Here is a 15,329-nt window from a genome sequence, read left to right as displayed (position 1 = left end):
GGGGCGGCCGATGACGGATGCCACCCCACACCGTGCCGCCCTGGCTGGCCTGCGCGTGCTGGAGGTCGGCGGCGGCGCGGCCGCGGCCTACTGCGGCCGGCTGCTGGCCGATGCCGGTGCCGAAGTCTGCAGCACGGCGCTGCGCGAGCCGCTGCGCCTGGCCGGCATCGTGCGCGCCGACGATCCGGTCGAGCAGGCCTATGGCCACTGGCTGGCGGCCGGCAAGACCCTGCTGCCGGCCATGGCGCAGGACGCGGTGCAGACGCTCAGCCGCGGCTTCGACCTGGTGCTGGTCGGCGAGGCCTCGCAGTGCGATGCCGCTGCGCTGCAACCGCGCGTGGCCAGCGTCGATCTGTGCTGGTTCGGCCGCTGGGACCCGCGCCACGGCTGGCCCGGCAGCGACCTGGTCGTGCAGGCCCTGAACGGCATGCCGCACATGGTCGGCCCGGAAGACGGCCCGCCGCTGGCCAACGGCGACCGGCAGGCCACCCTGGTCGGCGGTGTCACGGCCTACATCGCCGCCTGCGCCGCGCTGCTGGCCGAGCCGGCGGGCACACCGCGCCGGCTCGAGGTGTCCATCGCCGAGGCCAACCTGGTGCTGGCCGAGATGCACATGTACTTCTTCCAGCGCGACGGCCAGCCCATGCGGCGCTGGGGCATCAACCGCTTCGCGCCCAACAGCCCGGTGGGCATCTACCCCTGCCGCGAGGGCTGGGTCGGCATCACCGTGGCCACGCCCGACCAATGGCGCGCGCTGTGCGAGGCGCTGGACCTCAAGACCATGGCTGCCGACGAAGGCCTGGCCACGCGCGAGCTGCGCTTCGGCCGGCTGGACGAGGTGGAGCAGGGCCTGTGCGCCGCGCTGGCCCGGCGCACGGCCACCGAATGGGCCGCGGTCGGTCGCGACCACCGCGTGCCCATCGTCGTGGTGCCCGATGCCGAGGGCATCCTGCAGCACCCGGTCTTCGGCGCACGCGCGTCGCTGGGCCGGCTGGCGTTGCCGGGGGGCGCGGTGCAGGTGCCGCGCACGCCCTTCGGCCTGACGGAGACGCCGGTGCCGACCCACCTGGCGCCCGCGCGCGCCATGGCGGTCGACCACCCCGCGGGCCCGGCGCAGGCCACCGCAACGCCGGCCGCCGTGGCCCACGCGCCGCCGCTGCAAGGCCTCACGCTGGTCGACTTCTCCATGGGCTGGGCCGGGCCGCTGGCCGCGCGGCTGCTTGCCGACCTGGGCGCCACCGTGGTCAAGATCGAGGCGGCGCGCTACCCCGACTGGTGGCGCGGCATGAACTGGACGCCCGAGTTCATCGCCGAGCGCGGCTACGAGCTCTCCAGCATCTTCTGCGGCATGAACCGTGGCAAGCAGGGCGTCAGCATCGACCTGACCACTGCGGCCGGCCGGCAGATCGCGCTGGACCTGGTGCGCGGCGCCGACGCCGTGGTCGAGAACCAGGCCGCCGGCGTGATGGCCAAGTTCGGCCTGGACTATGCGCAGCTGCGCGCGGTGCGGCCCGACGTGGTGATGGCCTCCATGTCCTGCTTCGGCACGGGCAACGCCTGGTCGGGCACGCGTGCCTACGGCTCCACGCTGGAGCAGGGCAGCGGCCTGCCCAGCTTCACGGGCACGCCCGGCACGCCGCCGACCATGACGCATCTGGCGCACGGCGACCCGGTCGGCGGCCTGTACGGCTGCGCCGGCCTGCTGACGGCGCTGGTGCACCGGCGCCGCCACGGACAGGGCCAGTACGTGAACATCAGCATGGTCGAAGCCATGCTGCAGTTCACCACGCCGGCGCTGCTGGCGCACCAGCTGGTGCCCGCCGTGCCGCTGCGGCGCGGCAACCGGCGCGGCCATGCCGTGCCGCACGGCATCTACCCGGCCGCTGGCGCCGACCAGTGGCTGGCGCTGGAGGTGGCCGACGCGGACGGCTTTGCCGCGCTGTGCCAGCTGCTGGGCCGCAGCGACTGGGCGCAGGACCCGGCCCTGCGCACGCTGGAGGGCAGGCGTGAACACGAGGACGCCATCGACGCGGCCATCGCCGCCTGGTCGCGACCGCAGGCGCCCGCCACAGCGGCCGCGACATTGCGCGCGGCCGGCATCGCGGCGGCACCCGTGCTGCGCGCCGACCAGCTCGAAGCCGATCCCGACCTGGCCGGCGCCGATCTGTTCATCGACCTCGTGCGTGCCGTGTCGGGCCCGCAGCGCCAGGTCGGCCCGGCCATCCGCCAGGACGGCCAGCGCCTGGGCGCGCGCAGCCCTGCGCCGCTGCTCGGCGAGCACAGCCAGGCCGCGCTGCAGGCCCATGCCGGCATCGGCCCGGCGCGCTTCGACGCGCTGGTGGCCGAGGGCGTGATCGGCCTGTCGCCCAAGCCCGCGCGCAACCTCGTGTAGACCCACTTTCAGGAGACCACAACCATGACCCATCCCGCCATCGGCTCCGACGCCTGGCTGCACCAGGTGCGCGAACAGCCCATCGACCCCGAGCGCCCCATCATCGACCCGCACCACCACCTGTGGCACGCGCGCGGCGACTGGGGGCCCTACCTGCTCGGCCAGCTCTGGGCCGACACGGGGGCAGGCCACAACATCCGCAAGACCGTGTTCATCGAATGCCGGGCCAGCTACCGCACGGACGGGCCCGAGCACCTGCGCAGCGTGGGCGAGGCCGATTTCGTCGCCGGCATCGCGCGCGCGAGCCGCGAAGGCGGTGGCGGCGCCGAGATCGCGGGCTTCGTCGGCCACACCGACCTGCGCCAGGGCGAGGCGCAGCTGCGCGAGGTGCTGGCCGCGCAGGCCGATGCGGCGCAAGGCCTGTTCCGCGGCATCCGCCACGCCGGCGCGCGCGACCCCAACCCCGAGGCCTTGACCATCCCGGGCCGCGGCAGCGAAGGCCTGTACGCGGACGCCGACTTCCGCGCCGGCGTGGCCCTGCTGGGCCGCCTGGGCCACACCTACGACACCTGGCACTACCACCACCAGAACCCCGCCTTCGCCGCGCTCGCGCGCGCGGTGCCGGGCACGACGCTGGTGCTGGACCACTTCGGCACGCCGCTGGGCGTGGGCGCCTACGCGGGCCAGCGGGACGCGATCTTCAGCCAGTGGCAGCGCGACATCGAAGAGATCGCGCGCTGCCCCAACGTGGTCGCCAAGCTCGGCGGCCTGGCCATGCCCGACAACGGCTTCGGCTGGGACCGGCGCGCGCTGCCCGCCAGCTCGGACGAACTGGTCGAGGCCCAGGGCCGCTACTACCGCCACACCATCGAATGCTTCGGCCCGCAGCGCTGCATGTTCGAAAGCAACTTCCCGGTGGACCGGCGATCGCTGCCCTACGTGAGCTACTGGAACGCGATGAAGAAGATCGCCAAGGGGTACTCGGCGGACGAGCAGCACGCCATGTTCCATGGCACGGCGGAGCGGGTGTATCGGCTCTGAACGCGGCAGCCGAGCCAAGGCGCGCTGCACCCCTCGAGGAATGGAGACGACATGGAGCTTTTTTTTCAGCAGGTTCTGAACGGCCTGACGCTGGGCGGCATCTACAGCCTGGTGGCACTCGGGCTGACGCTGGTCTACGGCATCCTGCACGTGCCCAACTTCGCGCACGGCGCGTTCTACATGGTGGGGGCCTTCGTCTCCTTCCACCTCATGGTGGCGTGGGGGCTGAACTACTGGGTGGCCATGGCCGGCGCCGCGCTGTGCGTGGCGGCGCTGGCCACGCTGGCCGAACGCCTGGTGTTCCACCCCTTGCGCAACGCCAGTGGGCTGCATCCCATGATCGCGGCCATCGGCCTGCTGCTGTTCCTGGAGGCCGGTGCGCAGGCCATCTGGGGCGCGGACTTCCACCGCATGCCGACGCCCTACGGCGGCATGGTCGAGGTGGCCGGCGTCACCGCCCCGGTGCAGCGCCTGCTGATCATCGGCGCGGCCTTCGCGCTGATGCTGGCACTGCACCTGTTTCTCACGCGCACGGTCATGGGCTCGACCATCGTGGCCATGGCCCAGAGCCGCGACGGCGCCTCGCTGGTGGGCATCGACGCCAACCGGGTCGCCATGCTCACGTTCGCGATCTCGGGCGTGCTCGCCGCCGTGGCGGCTGCCCTGTTCGCGCCGATCAACCTGGTCTTTCCGGCCATGGGCAACCTGGTCATCACCAAGGCCTTCGTCATCATCATCCTGGGCGGCATGGGCAGCGTGCCGGGGGCCATCGTCGGCGGACTGATCATCGGCTTTGCCGAGAGTTTCGGGGCCTTCTACATCTCCACCGACTACAAGGACATCATCGCCTTTGCCATCCTCGTGCTGATCCTGTCGCTGCGCCCACAGGGCATCTTCTCGAAGGGGGCGCACTGATGAGCCCGGGCGCTGCACGCATCGGCTGGGCCGTCCTGTTGGCGGCCGGCCTGGCGTTTCCCCTGCTGGCCCGCAACGACTACCACCTCACGGTGATGTCGACCGCCTACATCTTCGCGCTGGCCACCCTGGGCCTGAACCTGATCGTGGGCTACACGGGCCAGTTCAACCTGGCCCACAGCGGCTTCATGGCGGTGGGTGCCTACACCGTGGGCATCCTGACGGTGGACCACCAGGTGCCGTTCTGGATCGCGTTTGCGCTGTCCGGCGTGTTCGCCACCGTGCTGGGCTTCTTCGTCGGCATCGTGTCGCTGCGGCTCAAGGGGCACTTCTTCTCGATCTTCACGATGTCGGTGGGCTACATCATGTTCCTCGTCATCGAGAAGTGGGACAGCCTGACGCACGGCCCGGTCGGCATCATCGGCATCCCGGTGCCGTCGCCGATCGGCCCGCTGCGCTTCGAGACGCCGCTGGCGCTGTACTACCTCGTGTTCGCCGTGCTCGTGGTGGGCGTCTGGCTGATGCATCGCATCACGCGCTCGCTGCTCGGACGCTCGTTCATGGCCATCCGCAACAGCGACGCGCTGGCCGAGTCGATCGGCATCAACCTGATGCGCACCAAGCTGCTGGCCTTCATGCTGTCGGTGTTCTACGCGGGCATGGCCGGCGGGCTCTACGCCGGCTTCGTGCGTTTCCTGGGCCCGGGCCTGGCCGGCGTGGAGACCACCTTCGACATGACGGTGTCCATGATCGTCGGCGGCCTCGGAACCCTGCTCGGGCCGCTGGTCGGGGCGATCATGATGCCCTGGCTCGCGCAGTACCTGCAGTTCCTGCAGGAGTACCGCTTCATCGTGTTCGGGCCCATCCTGATCCTGCTGGTGATCTTCGTGCCGCACGGCATCGTCGGCAGCTTCCTGGCCTGGCGCGTGCGGCGCGCCGCGGCGCAGCGCGCGCCCGCTGCGTCGGTCGGAGGAGATCGCCATGCTTGAGATCAGCCACCTCACCAAGCGCTTCGGCGGCCTGGCGGCCGTCCACGACGTCAGCACCACCATCGAGGCCGGCCGCATCAACGCCATCATCGGCCCCAACGGCGCTGGCAAGACCACCTTCTTCAACCTGATCAGCGGCGTGCACCGTCCCACGAGCGGGCGCATCGTCTTCCAGGGCCAGGACGTCACCAACCTGCCGGCGGACCGCATGGCGCGCCTGGGCATCGCGCGCACCTTCCAGACCACGACGCTGTTCGACGTGGCCACGGTGCTCGACAACCTGATCGTGGGCCACCGCCTGCGCACGCGCTCAGGCCTGTGGGACGTGCTGGTCGGCTCCCGGCGGCTGCGGCAGGAGGAGCAGGTCTGCCGCGAGAAGGCGCGCGCGGCACTCGACTTCGTGGGCCTGGCGCACCTGGAGCACCGGGTGGCCGGCGACATCTCGCAGGAGGAGCGCAAGCGCCTGGCCTTCGCGCTGGCCCTGTCGACCGACCCGTCGCTGGTGCTGCTGGACGAGCCCGCCGGCGGCGTCAACCCGGACGAGACGCTCGGCCTCGCGGAGCTGATCCGCAAGATGGTGAAGAGCGGCCTGACCGTCTGCCTGATCGAGCACAAGATGGACATGATCATGCGCCTGGCCGACAAGATCCTGGTGCTGAACTACGGCGAGCGCATCGCCGAAGGCACGCCGGCCGAGATCCGCAGCAACCCGGCCGTGATCGATGCCTACCTGGGCACCGACCACGCGGGGATCGACCACCTGGAGTCCACCGATGCTCGCGTTTGACAAGGTCAGCCTCAACTACGGCAGCTTCCGCGCGCTGGACGGTGTGAGCCTGCATGCGCGCGAGGGCGAACTGGTGGTGCTGCTGGGCGCGAACGGCGCCGGCAAGAGTTCGATCTTCCTGACCGCCAGCGGCCTGCACAAGGCGGCCGGCGGCAGCATCCAGTTCAAGGGCCAGGAACTCGTCGGCATGAAGCCCTCGCAGATCGTTGCATCCGGCGTGGTGCAGTGTCCGGAGGGCCGCAAGCTGTTCCCGCAGATGTCGGTGCTCAAGAACCTCACGCTGGGCGCCTATGTGCACCGCGGCGACCGGGCCGGCAACCAGAAGATCCTGGACGAGGTGCTGGGGATGTTTCCCATCCTCGCCGAGAAGAAGGACGACCCGGCCGGCTCGCTGAGCGGTGGTCAGCAGCAGATGGTGGCGATCGGCCGCGCGCTGATGGGCCGGCCCAAGGCGCTGCTGCTGGACGAACCCTCGCTGGGCCTGGCACCCCTGGTGGTCAAGATGGTGTTCGAGGTCATCCAGCGCATCAACCAGGCCGGCACCACGGTGCTGCTGGCCGAGCAGAACGCGTTTGCGGCACTGCGCATCGCGCACCGCGCCTACGTGCTGGAGCGTGGGCGCATCGTGCTCGAAGGCGACCGCAACAGCCTGCTCAACAACGAAGCCGTGCGGCGCGCCTACATCGGCGCCTGAGCGTCCATTTTTTACACACGAAGGAGACTGCCATGCGTTTGCAACCCAACCGTCTTGCCGCCGCACTTGCCGCCGGGCTGGCGCTCAGCGCCCCTGCCTGGGCGCAGGAGGTCGTGAAGATCGGCTTCTCGGGCCCCTTGAGCGGCGGCGCCGCCCTGTACGGTAAGAACGTGCTGGACGGCATGAACATGGCCGTGGACGAGATCAACGCCGCGGGCTTCGAGGTCGCCGGCAAGAAGTACAAGCTGGAGATCGCGGCGCTGGACGACAAGTACAACCCATCGGAGACCGCCATCAACGCGCAGCGCCTGGTGCAGGAGAGCAAGACGCCGGCCATCCTCGTGCCGCACTCGGGCGGCATCTATGCCCTGCAGACCAACAACGAGGCGCAGAAGTACCTGGTGCTGGCCTACAGCAGCACACCGCAGATCACCGCGCGCGGCAACAAGCTGACCTTGCGGATTCCGCCGGACTTCACCTCTTACATCGAGCCCTTCATCCACTACACGACCAAGAAGTTCGGCAAGAACGTGGCCATCGCCGATGCCGACCACGACTACGCCAAGGCCTGGAACGCCGCGTTCAAGCCCCTGCTGGAGAAGGCCGGCGGCAAGGTGGTGGCCGACAACCCCATGAGCTACACGCGGGCGACGGACTTCTACAGCGGTGTCAGCCGCGCGCTGGCCGGCAAGCCCGACGTGCTGTTCATCGGCGGGCCGTCGGAGCCGACCGGTCTCGTGGTCAAGCAGGCCCGCGAGCTGGGCTTCAAGGGCGGCTTCATCCTGATCGACCAGGCCAAGCTGGACGAGGTGGCCAAGGTCAGCGGCGGCTACGCCTCGCTCAACGGTGCGATCGGCGTGCTGCCCGTGATGGAAGACAAGCTGCCCGAGTCGGTGGCCTTCGTGCAGCGCTTCCAGAAGCTCTATCCGAACCGGCTCGTGACCTCGGAGACCTCACTCAACTACAGCGCCGTCCACGCGACTGCGCTGGCCATGAAGCTGGCCGGCAGCGTGACCGACGCCACGGCCATCCGCGCCAAGCTCAGCGAGGCCTTCAAGACCATGCCGCGCCGGGAGAACATGTTTGGCGTGTCCGGCGTGGATGCGACCGGCAGTTCGGAGGCGGATGGGCGGGCTGCGGTGGTGGAGGACGGGAAGATTCGGGAAGTCATGCTGAACTCGCTGAAGTAGCTGGGCTGACGCCGCGCGCGGTCTTGCCCAGCGGCTGGCCGCGCGCTCGCGATTCAGGCCGAGGTCACGGCCCGACCCTGCGTCAGGTCGCCATGGCCGGCCAGCAGGCCATCAACAGAAATGTCTTCGTCCAGCGCGTCCCAGTGGATGCCGCGCGCGCTGAGTTCGAACTGCGCGCGCTGCTCGGGCGATGCCGCCAGCAGACGTGGGAACCAGGCCAGCGGCACGGCGATGACGCGGCCGTCGTCCAGTTGGACCCACATGCTGTCGTCGTCGAAACGCACTGCCTTAGGCGAAGTAGTCATTCCATGTCCTTTCGATCAGTGCGTGGTTGGCGCCTGCCGATGACTCGGCGGCTCGGTTCTATTTTTCGCATGAGCTGGCATGTCACCGGCAAGGACACGTTGTCCCCCACGTGTTTCCGTTTTCTCGAAACAGCGACACGTACTGTGTTGTGATGCCTCCGCACGAAGCGACTCTGTAGCCAAGATGGGGCGGGTCGTCACGTCAACATAATCCCGACCAGGGCCTGGCAATCGTCACCACCAACCACGAACCCACCCGAACCACAGAACGGATCCAATACCAACAGTCATAACGCCTCCCGCCGCGCCCAAGATTGCTGGCAGCCGGTCAATCCACAGGGCTTTCAGCCGGACCTCGGGTGAGTCTTTGGCGAAGTGCTTCAACGGGTCGGGTCGTTGAAGCCGACGAGGTTGTTTATCCATGCCGCGAATTTTCCGGGATGCCACAACCCGTACTTTCGCCGAAAGCGAGTTATCCACAGATCAGCCCACCTCGGAAGCTGAGGCAATTGGGGCTCACAAAATGCTTGCCGCTGCACATTTCGCCCGATCGACTGCAACGCCATTTTGTCGTAGATGAATGTTTTTAAATGACATTTCATCGCACAACCGGGTCGCGCAACGCGTGCTTGGTGGGCCGCGCAAGAGATCGCCGCCGGTCTTGCGCATGCCTTTAAGAATGTCGTTGTCGTTGTTGTCGAAGCCAATCGCGCGCTGGCTCAGCTGCTTCTCGATGTCAGACACGAAGTAGCGGCTCTTGTCCTTGATGTAGTTGAGAAGCTTGCGCTCGAAATCGTCCAAGTTCTCGGCCTGGATCTTGACGATCTCGTTGTCATCTTCCGGCTCCATGTCACTACTGCGCAGGCAATACTTGCGCCACTGCTATCGAGTAAAACTCTTCCCCTCCACCGCCATCCTCTCCAGCAACGGCGACACGCTGAACCCCGCCCCCATCCGCTCCCCATACCCCTTGAGCTTCTCCACCACCGTCTTGAGCCCCACCGTGTCCGCATAGAACATCGGCCCACCCCGGTACACCGGCCAGCCATACCCGTTGACCCACACCACGTCGATGTCGCTGGCCCGGATCGCGATGCCTTCGTCCAGGATCTTGGCGCCCTCGTTGACCATGGCGTACACGCAGCGCTCCAGGATTTCCTCCTTGCTGATCTCGCGCGCCACCTTGCCCTGTTCGCCCATGAGGTCGCGGATGATCCCGCGCGTGACCTCGCTGGGCTTGGCGATGCGCGTGCCGTCCACCACTTCGTAGTCGTAGTATCCAGCGCCGGTCTTCTGGCCGCGCCGGTCCATCTCGCACAGGCGCTCGCGGATGGTTGCGCTTTTGCTGGTCTCCTTGCTCCAGCCGATGTCCAGGCCCGCGAGGTCGCTCATCGCGAACGGCCCCATGGGCAGGCCGAAGTCGTAGAGCACCTCGTCGATGTCCCAGGGCATGGCGCCTTCCAGCACCATGGCCTGCGCCTGGGCGCTGCGCGCGGCCAGGATGCGGTTGCCGATGAAGCCCGGGCACACGCCCGAGACGGCCGCGACCTTGCCGATCTTCTTGGCGATCTGCATGGCCGTGGCCAGCGCGGTGTGGCTGGTCCTGGCGCCACGCACGACTTCGAGCAGCTTCATGACGTTGGCGGGCGAAAAGAAGTGCATGCCCACCACGGCCTCGGGCCGCGAGGTGGCGGCGCTGGCGATTTCGTTCACGTCCAGCGCAGAGGTGTTGGTGGCCAGCACGGCGCCGGGTTTGCAGATGCGGTCGAGCTTGCCGAAGATCTCCTTCTTGATGGCCATGTTCTCGAACACGGCCTCGATCACGAGGTCGCAGTCGGCCAGGTCTTCCATTTGCAGGCTGCCGGTCAGCAAGGCCATGCGCTGCTCCACTTGCTCCGTGGTGAAGCGGCCGCGCTTGGCGGAGTTCTCGTAGTTCTTGCGCACCACGGCCAGGCCGCGGTCCAGCGCGGCCTGTTGGGTCTCCACCAGCACGACCGGGATGCCCACGTTGGCGAAGTTCATCGCGATGCCGCCGCCCATGGTGCCGGCGCCGATGATGCCGACCTTGGCCACCTTCACTGTAGGCGTGTCTTCAGGCACGTCGGGAATCTTGGTCGCCTTGCGCTCGGCGAAGAAGGCGTAGCGCTGCGCGATGGAGGGCGTGCCGGCCACGAGTTCGGTGAACAGCCGGCGCTCGGTGGCCAGGCCTTCCTCGAAGCTCAGGTTGACGGCGGCCTCGACGCACTGGATGTTGGCCTCGGGCGCCGGGAAGCCGCGGAACTTGCGCGCATTGGCCTGGCGTACCTTGGCGAAGATCTCGGGGTGGGCGCGCGCGGCGATGAGCTTGTCGTCGTTGTCGCGCACCTTGCGCAGCGGCCGGCCCTCGGTGAGCACGGTGCGCGCGAAGGCGATGGCGCCGGCGCGCAGCTCGCCCTCGGGCACCAGCGCGTCGACCAGGCCCATCTCCAGGCACTTCTTGGCGGGCACGTGGCTGCCGTTCAAGATCATGTCGAGTGCCTTTTCCACGCCCACGATGCGCGGCAGGCGCTGCGTGCCGCCCGCGCCGGGCAGCAGACCCAGGTGCACCTCGGGCAGCCCGCATTTGGCGCTGGGCACCGCCACGCGGTAGTGGCAGCACAGGGCGACCTCCAGGCCACCGCCCAGGGCCGTGCCGTGGATGGCGGCGATCACGGGCTTGGCCGCGTTCTCGATCTGGTCCTGCGCCTCGCGCAGCGAGGGGGCCTTGGGCGGCTTGCCGAACTCGGTGATGTCGGCGCCGGCCAGGAAGGTGCGGCCGTCGCAGATCAGCACGATGGCCTTGATCGCAGGGTTGGCATTGGCCTCGCGCATGCCTTCCACGATGGCTTCGCGCATGACCTGCGAGAGCGCGTTGACGGGCGGATAGCTCAGCGTGAGCACGCCGATGTCGCCCTCGATGGCGAGCGTGTGGGCGGGAGGGGTGGCAACGGTCATGGGATGTCTCCGAAGTGGATGGAACGAAGAGCAGTCAAGGCGTCGGCGGCGCCAGGATGCCGGTGAACAGGGGTTGGACGTAGAGCGGCACGGCGTCGTCCAGGCGGATGCCGGCCACCCAGGTGCGCAGCGACGAGGCGGCGTTGACCATGCCGGCCACCTGCTGCGCGGCCAGGCTGGCGTCCACGGGGCGGATCGCGCCTTCGCGCATGCCGTCCACGATGAACAGGCCGAAGCGCTCGGTCAGCTGGTTGCCGCGCTGGATGGGGTCGTGGCGCGCGCCCTCGGCCAGCACGCTGCGCGCCGACGAGCGCAGCAGTGGCCCGGCCTCGGACAACTGGAAGCGCACCAGCGCGCAGCTGCTGGCCACGAGCCGCTCCCAGCCCGAGGCGGTCTGCGCCATGGCCTCGCGCTGAGTCTGGCGGATCACGGCGAAGCTGCGTTCGAAGCACTGCGCGACGAGTTCGTCCTTGCTTGCATGGTGGTGGTAGAACGAGCCCTTGGTCAGGTGCAGCCGGGCCGAGATCGCATCGACCGAGGCACCGCGGAAGCCCTGTTCGTTGACGAGCGCCGTGGCCGCGCGCAGGAAGGCCTCGCGCACCTCCGTGCCCTCGGCGGGCGCGGCCTGCAGCTGCGGCCCGCGCTGGGTCTGCCAGCGCCGCGCGTCGGTGGCCAGGCCGCCGAGCAGCAGCTCGGCCAGGGCTTGGGCGGCGTGCACGTAGTCGTCGGGTTCGTAGCGGTCGATCCAGTTGCGCATGATGTTGGCCAGGGCCAGCAGCAGGTGCGTGCGCGCGTTGCGCTGGGGCGGCGTCCAGCCGGCGCTGGGAAAGCACTGGCGCAGGCTGCGGAACAGCGCGCTGTAGGCCGCCACGACCTGGTCCACCTGCGGCGAGGCCAGCGCGCGGATCTCGTTGAACGAGACCAGTGCGCCGCGCCGGCCCGTGGCGATGTCGGCCAGCAGCGCGGCCTGCCCGCGCAGGAAGGCGTGGATGCGGCGCTCGGGCTCGGGCTCGGCCAGGGCCGCCTTCACCACCTCCTGCATGGCCGCGATGGCCTGCAGCAGGCAGTCGGCCGCGAGGTCCTCCTTGTGCCGGTGGTAGTAGCCCACGCTGGCCTTGTGCAGGCCCACGCGCTCGGCCACGCCGGCCAGCGTGACGCCCTTCATGCCATGCCGGTTGAATTCCTCTGCCGCCGCGGCCAGGATGGCCTCGCGCTTGACCTGGAAGCGGTCGGTCGTGCGGCTGGCCGGCACCTTGGCGGCGGCGCGCCGGCGGGATGGCCGGGCTGCGGCGCTGGTGGCCGCCGTCACAACACCTCGAACAGGCCCGCGCCGCCCATGCCGCCGCCGATGCACATGGACACCACGACATGCTTGGCGCCACGGCGCTTGCCTTCCATGAGCACATGGCCGGTGAGGCGCGCGCCGGTCATGCCGAAGGGGTGACCGATGGCAATCGACCCGCCGTTGACGTTGTAGATGGCGGGGTCGATGCCGAGCTTGTCGCGGCAGTACAGGCACTGGCTCGCGAAGGCTTCGTTGAGCTCCCACAGGTCGATGTCCTGGATCTTCAGGCCATGGCGTTCCAGCAGGCGCGGGATCGCGAACACCGGGCCGATGCCCATCTCGTCGGGCTCGCAGCCGGCCACGGCCCAGCCCTTGAACGCGCCCAGCGGCTGCAGGCCGCGGCGCTCGGCCTCCTTGGCCTCCATGAGCACGACGGCGGCCGCACCGTCGGACAGCTGGCTCGCATTGCCCGCGGTGACGAACTTGCCGGGTCCCTTGACGGGTTCGAGCTTGGCCAGGCCCGCCAGCGTGGTGTCGGGGCGGTTGCACTCGTCGCGATCGACCACGGCGTCGACGTAGCTCTCGGCCTTGGTGACCTTGTCGACGACCTTCATGCGGGTCTGGACCGAGATGATCTCGTCCTTGAACTTGCCGGCCTCCTGCGCAGCGGCCATGAGTTGCTGCGAGCGCAGCGCGTACTCGTCCTGGTACTGGCGCGACAGGCCGTAGCGCTCGGCCACGATGTCGGCCGTGTCGATCATGGGCATCCAGAAGGCCGGGTGCTGCTGCTCGAGCAGGGGGTCGCGGCCACCGCCGCCACCGCCCTGCAGGCTGATGGAGTCCACGCCGCCGCCGACCATCACGTCGGCGTTGCCTTCGACGATGTGGTGTGCGGCCACGGCGATGGCGTTCAGGCCCGAGGAGCAGGCACGGTGCAGCGTCATGCCGGCCGTGGTGACGGGCAGGCCGGCCAGCAGCGCGGCGGCGCGCGCCACGTTGCCCGACGAGGCCACGCAGCCGGCGATCACGTCCTCGACCTCGGCCGGCTCGGCGCCCGAGCGCTGCACGGCATGGCGGATGGCGTGGCCCAGCATGGTCATGGCGGGCGTGTCGTTGAAGCCGCCGCGGCCGGCCTTGGCAAGGCCGGTGCGGGCATAGGAGACGATGACGGCTTGGCGCATGGTGGTGTCCTGTGGGTTGGGAATGGGGGCGCGGGGGCGGCCGCTGTCCGGTGCGGGACAGGCCGTACTCCGGGGATGAAACGCCAAAAATGGTAGCGGCGCCACCTGCTGCGCAGCCCCGTGCAAACCCTGCATGGCGCTGTCGCGGATTGGACTCCGGGGCATCAGGCTATCTTCCATACTGCGTGTCTGAAACCACCGACCAACAGCACGCCTGGAGATCCTCTGACCATGAGCAAGCCCGCCCCGGCATTCGGGTTCAATCCCACCGACGAACTGAACGACCTGCGCATGTCCGCCAAGGCCATGCCGCTGTACGAGCACGTCAAGCGTTTCATCGCCGAGACCGTGACGCCCATGGCCGAGAAGTACGAGGCGCTGGGCAAGAACCGCGTGGGCGAGGAGCGCTGGCAGTACGCACCCGGCCAGCTGGAGCTGCTCAACGCCGCCAAGGACCAGGCCAAGAAGGAAGGCCTGTGGAACTTCTTCCTGCCCGATGCCGAGACCGGCGAGGGCCTGTCCAACCTGGATTACGCCTACATCGCCTCAGAGCTCGGCAAGCAGCCGCTGGCCAGCGAGTGCATGAACTGCTCGGCGCCCGACACCGGCAACATGGAGGTGCTCGAGCGCGTGGGCACGCCCGAGCAGAAGGAGCGTTGGTTGAAGCCGCTGCTGAACGGCGAGATCCGCTCGGCCTATGCGATGACCGAGGTGCACCATGCCTCGTCGGATGCCAAGAACGTGGCGACCAGCGCGGTCCTGGATGGCGACGAATGGGTCATCAACGGCGAGAAGCACTACATCTCGGGTGCCGGCAGCCCGCGCTGCAAGATCCTCATCACCATGGTGCGCACCAGCCCCGATGCGCCAGCGCACAAGCAGCAGTCCATGATCCTCGTGCCCAAGGACACGCCGGGCGTGAAGATCGTCGGCGCCATGCACGTGTTCGCCGAAGACCACGCGCCGCACGGCCACATGCACATCGTGTTCGACAACGTGCGCGTGCCCAAGTCCAACATGCTGCTGGGCGAGGGCCGCGGCTTCGAGATCTCGCAGCTGCGCCTGGGCCCGGGCCGCATCCACCACTGCATGCGCTCCATCGGCGCGGCCGAGAAGGCGCTGGACCTGATGGTCGAGCGCGGCATCTCGCGCGAGGCCTTCGGCAAGCAGCTGGCCTGGCTGGGCGGCAACGTGGAGATCATCTCGCGCGCGCGCATCGAGATCGAGAGCATGCGGCTCATGGTGCTCAAGGCGGCCAAGGCCATGGACGTGCTGGGCAACCGCGAGGCGCGCCAGTGGGTGCACATGGTCAAGGCCATGGTGCCCGAGCGCGTCTGCAAGATCATCGACCAGGCGATCCAGATGCACGGCGCGCTGGGCGTCTCGCAGCACACGCCGCTGGCCCACATGTACGCGCAGCAACGCACGCTGCGCCTGGCCGACGGCCCGGACGAGGTGCACCACCTGGTGGTGGGGCGCAACGAGATCCGTATGCACGAAGGCAGCAAGGAAGACGACGCCAGCATGGCGGCGGTCTTCCGGAACTGACCGGACAGGGCGGCTCGCGGACAATCGCG

The 15,329-nt window shown here is 68.9% G+C and carries 13 protein-coding genes; 8 read left to right on the top strand and 5 right to left on the bottom strand.

Translation table 11 applies throughout. The annotated features are described in order from the left end of the window. The first annotated feature begins 10 nt into the window (after window positions 1–10). The 7 genes from IE209_RS05420 to IE209_RS05390 are packed head-to-tail and all read left to right on the top strand — an operon-like array spanning window position 11 to window position 8,008. Window positions 11–2,392, top strand: coding sequence for a CaiB/BaiF CoA-transferase family protein (locus tag IE209_RS05420; protein WP_189685952.1), 2,382 nt, complete (start codon window positions 11–13; stop codon window positions 2,390–2,392). 24 nt (window positions 2,393–2,416) lie between these two features. Beyond that, the gene (locus IE209_RS05415) at window positions 2,417–3,433 is read left to right on the top strand and encodes an amidohydrolase family protein (RefSeq protein ID WP_189685951.1); all 1,017 of its coding nucleotides are present in this window, start codon (window positions 2,417–2,419) and stop codon (window positions 3,431–3,433) included. A 51-nt stretch (window positions 3,434–3,484) separates the two neighbouring features. Beyond that, window positions 3,485–4,348, top strand: coding sequence for a branched-chain amino acid ABC transporter permease (locus IE209_RS05410; RefSeq protein ID WP_189685950.1), 864 nt, complete (start codon window positions 3,485–3,487; stop codon window positions 4,346–4,348). Further along, window positions 4,348–5,337 (top strand): branched-chain amino acid ABC transporter permease, encoded by a 990-nt coding sequence (locus IE209_RS05405; RefSeq protein ID WP_189685949.1) that lies wholly within the window; start codon window positions 4,348–4,350, stop codon window positions 5,335–5,337. The genes IE209_RS05410 and IE209_RS05405 overlap by 1 nt, the downstream gene beginning before the upstream one ends. Beyond that, window positions 5,330–6,124 carry an ABC transporter ATP-binding protein gene (locus tag IE209_RS05400; RefSeq protein WP_189685948.1) on the top strand — a complete coding sequence of 265 codons (795 nt, stop codon included), beginning with the start codon at window positions 5,330–5,332 and terminating at the stop codon, window positions 6,122–6,124. Before IE209_RS05405 ends, IE209_RS05400 begins: the two co-directional genes overlap by 8 nt. Beyond that, window positions 6,111–6,818 (top strand): ABC transporter ATP-binding protein, encoded by a 708-nt coding sequence (locus tag IE209_RS05395; RefSeq protein ID WP_189685947.1) that lies wholly within the window; start codon window positions 6,111–6,113, stop codon window positions 6,816–6,818. The genes IE209_RS05400 and IE209_RS05395 overlap by 14 nt, the downstream gene beginning before the upstream one ends. A 32-nt stretch (window positions 6,819–6,850) precedes the next feature. Continuing rightward, window positions 6,851–8,008, top strand: a complete 1,158-nt coding sequence (locus IE209_RS05390) for an ABC transporter substrate-binding protein (protein ID WP_189685946.1) — start codon at window positions 6,851–6,853, stop codon at window positions 8,006–8,008. Between the two features lie 53 nt (window positions 8,009–8,061). On the opposite strand, the gene IE209_RS05385 is transcribed toward IE209_RS05390, so the two are convergent. From IE209_RS05385 to IE209_RS05365, 5 genes are all read right to left on the bottom strand, one after another. Further along, on the bottom strand, window positions 8,062–8,313 hold the full coding sequence (locus IE209_RS05385) for a DUF2442 domain-containing protein (protein ID WP_189685945.1): 252 nt from the start codon (window positions 8,311–8,313) through the stop codon (window positions 8,062–8,064). A 516-nt stretch (window positions 8,314–8,829) separates the two neighbouring features. Beyond that, entirely contained in the window at window positions 8,830–9,162 is a 333-nt protein-coding gene (locus IE209_RS05380) for a hypothetical protein (RefSeq protein WP_189685944.1), read from the bottom strand. A gap of 33 nt (window positions 9,163–9,195) precedes the next feature. Beyond that, window positions 9,196–11,286, bottom strand: coding sequence for a 3-hydroxyacyl-CoA dehydrogenase NAD-binding domain-containing protein (locus tag IE209_RS05375; RefSeq protein WP_189685943.1), 2,091 nt, complete (start codon window positions 11,284–11,286; stop codon window positions 9,196–9,198). A 34-nt stretch (window positions 11,287–11,320) separates the two neighbouring features. Further along, window positions 11,321–12,595, bottom strand: a complete 1,275-nt coding sequence (locus IE209_RS05370; RefSeq protein ID WP_229882704.1) for a TetR/AcrR family transcriptional regulator — start codon at window positions 12,593–12,595, stop codon at window positions 11,321–11,323. Continuing rightward, window positions 12,592–13,752, bottom strand: coding sequence for an acetyl-CoA C-acyltransferase (locus tag IE209_RS05365; RefSeq protein ID WP_189685942.1), 1,161 nt, complete (start codon window positions 13,750–13,752; stop codon window positions 12,592–12,594). The genes IE209_RS05370 and IE209_RS05365 overlap by 4 nt, the downstream gene beginning before the upstream one ends. A 291-nt stretch (window positions 13,753–14,043) precedes the next feature. Between IE209_RS05365 and IE209_RS05360 the strand changes: the two genes are divergently transcribed. After that, window positions 14,044–15,300, top strand: coding sequence for an acyl-CoA dehydrogenase family protein (locus IE209_RS05360; protein WP_373305300.1), 1,257 nt, complete (start codon window positions 14,044–14,046; stop codon window positions 15,298–15,300). Window positions 15,301–15,329 lie beyond the last annotated feature (29 nt).

The sequence above is a fragment of the Pseudorhodoferax aquiterrae genome, from assembly GCF_014652235.1.
GTDB classification, from domain to species: domain Bacteria; phylum Pseudomonadota; class Gammaproteobacteria; order Burkholderiales; family Burkholderiaceae_C; genus Pseudorhodoferax; species Pseudorhodoferax aquiterrae.
Note: the sequence above shows the minus strand (reverse complement) of the source record. Positions and strands in the feature narration are given on the sequence as shown.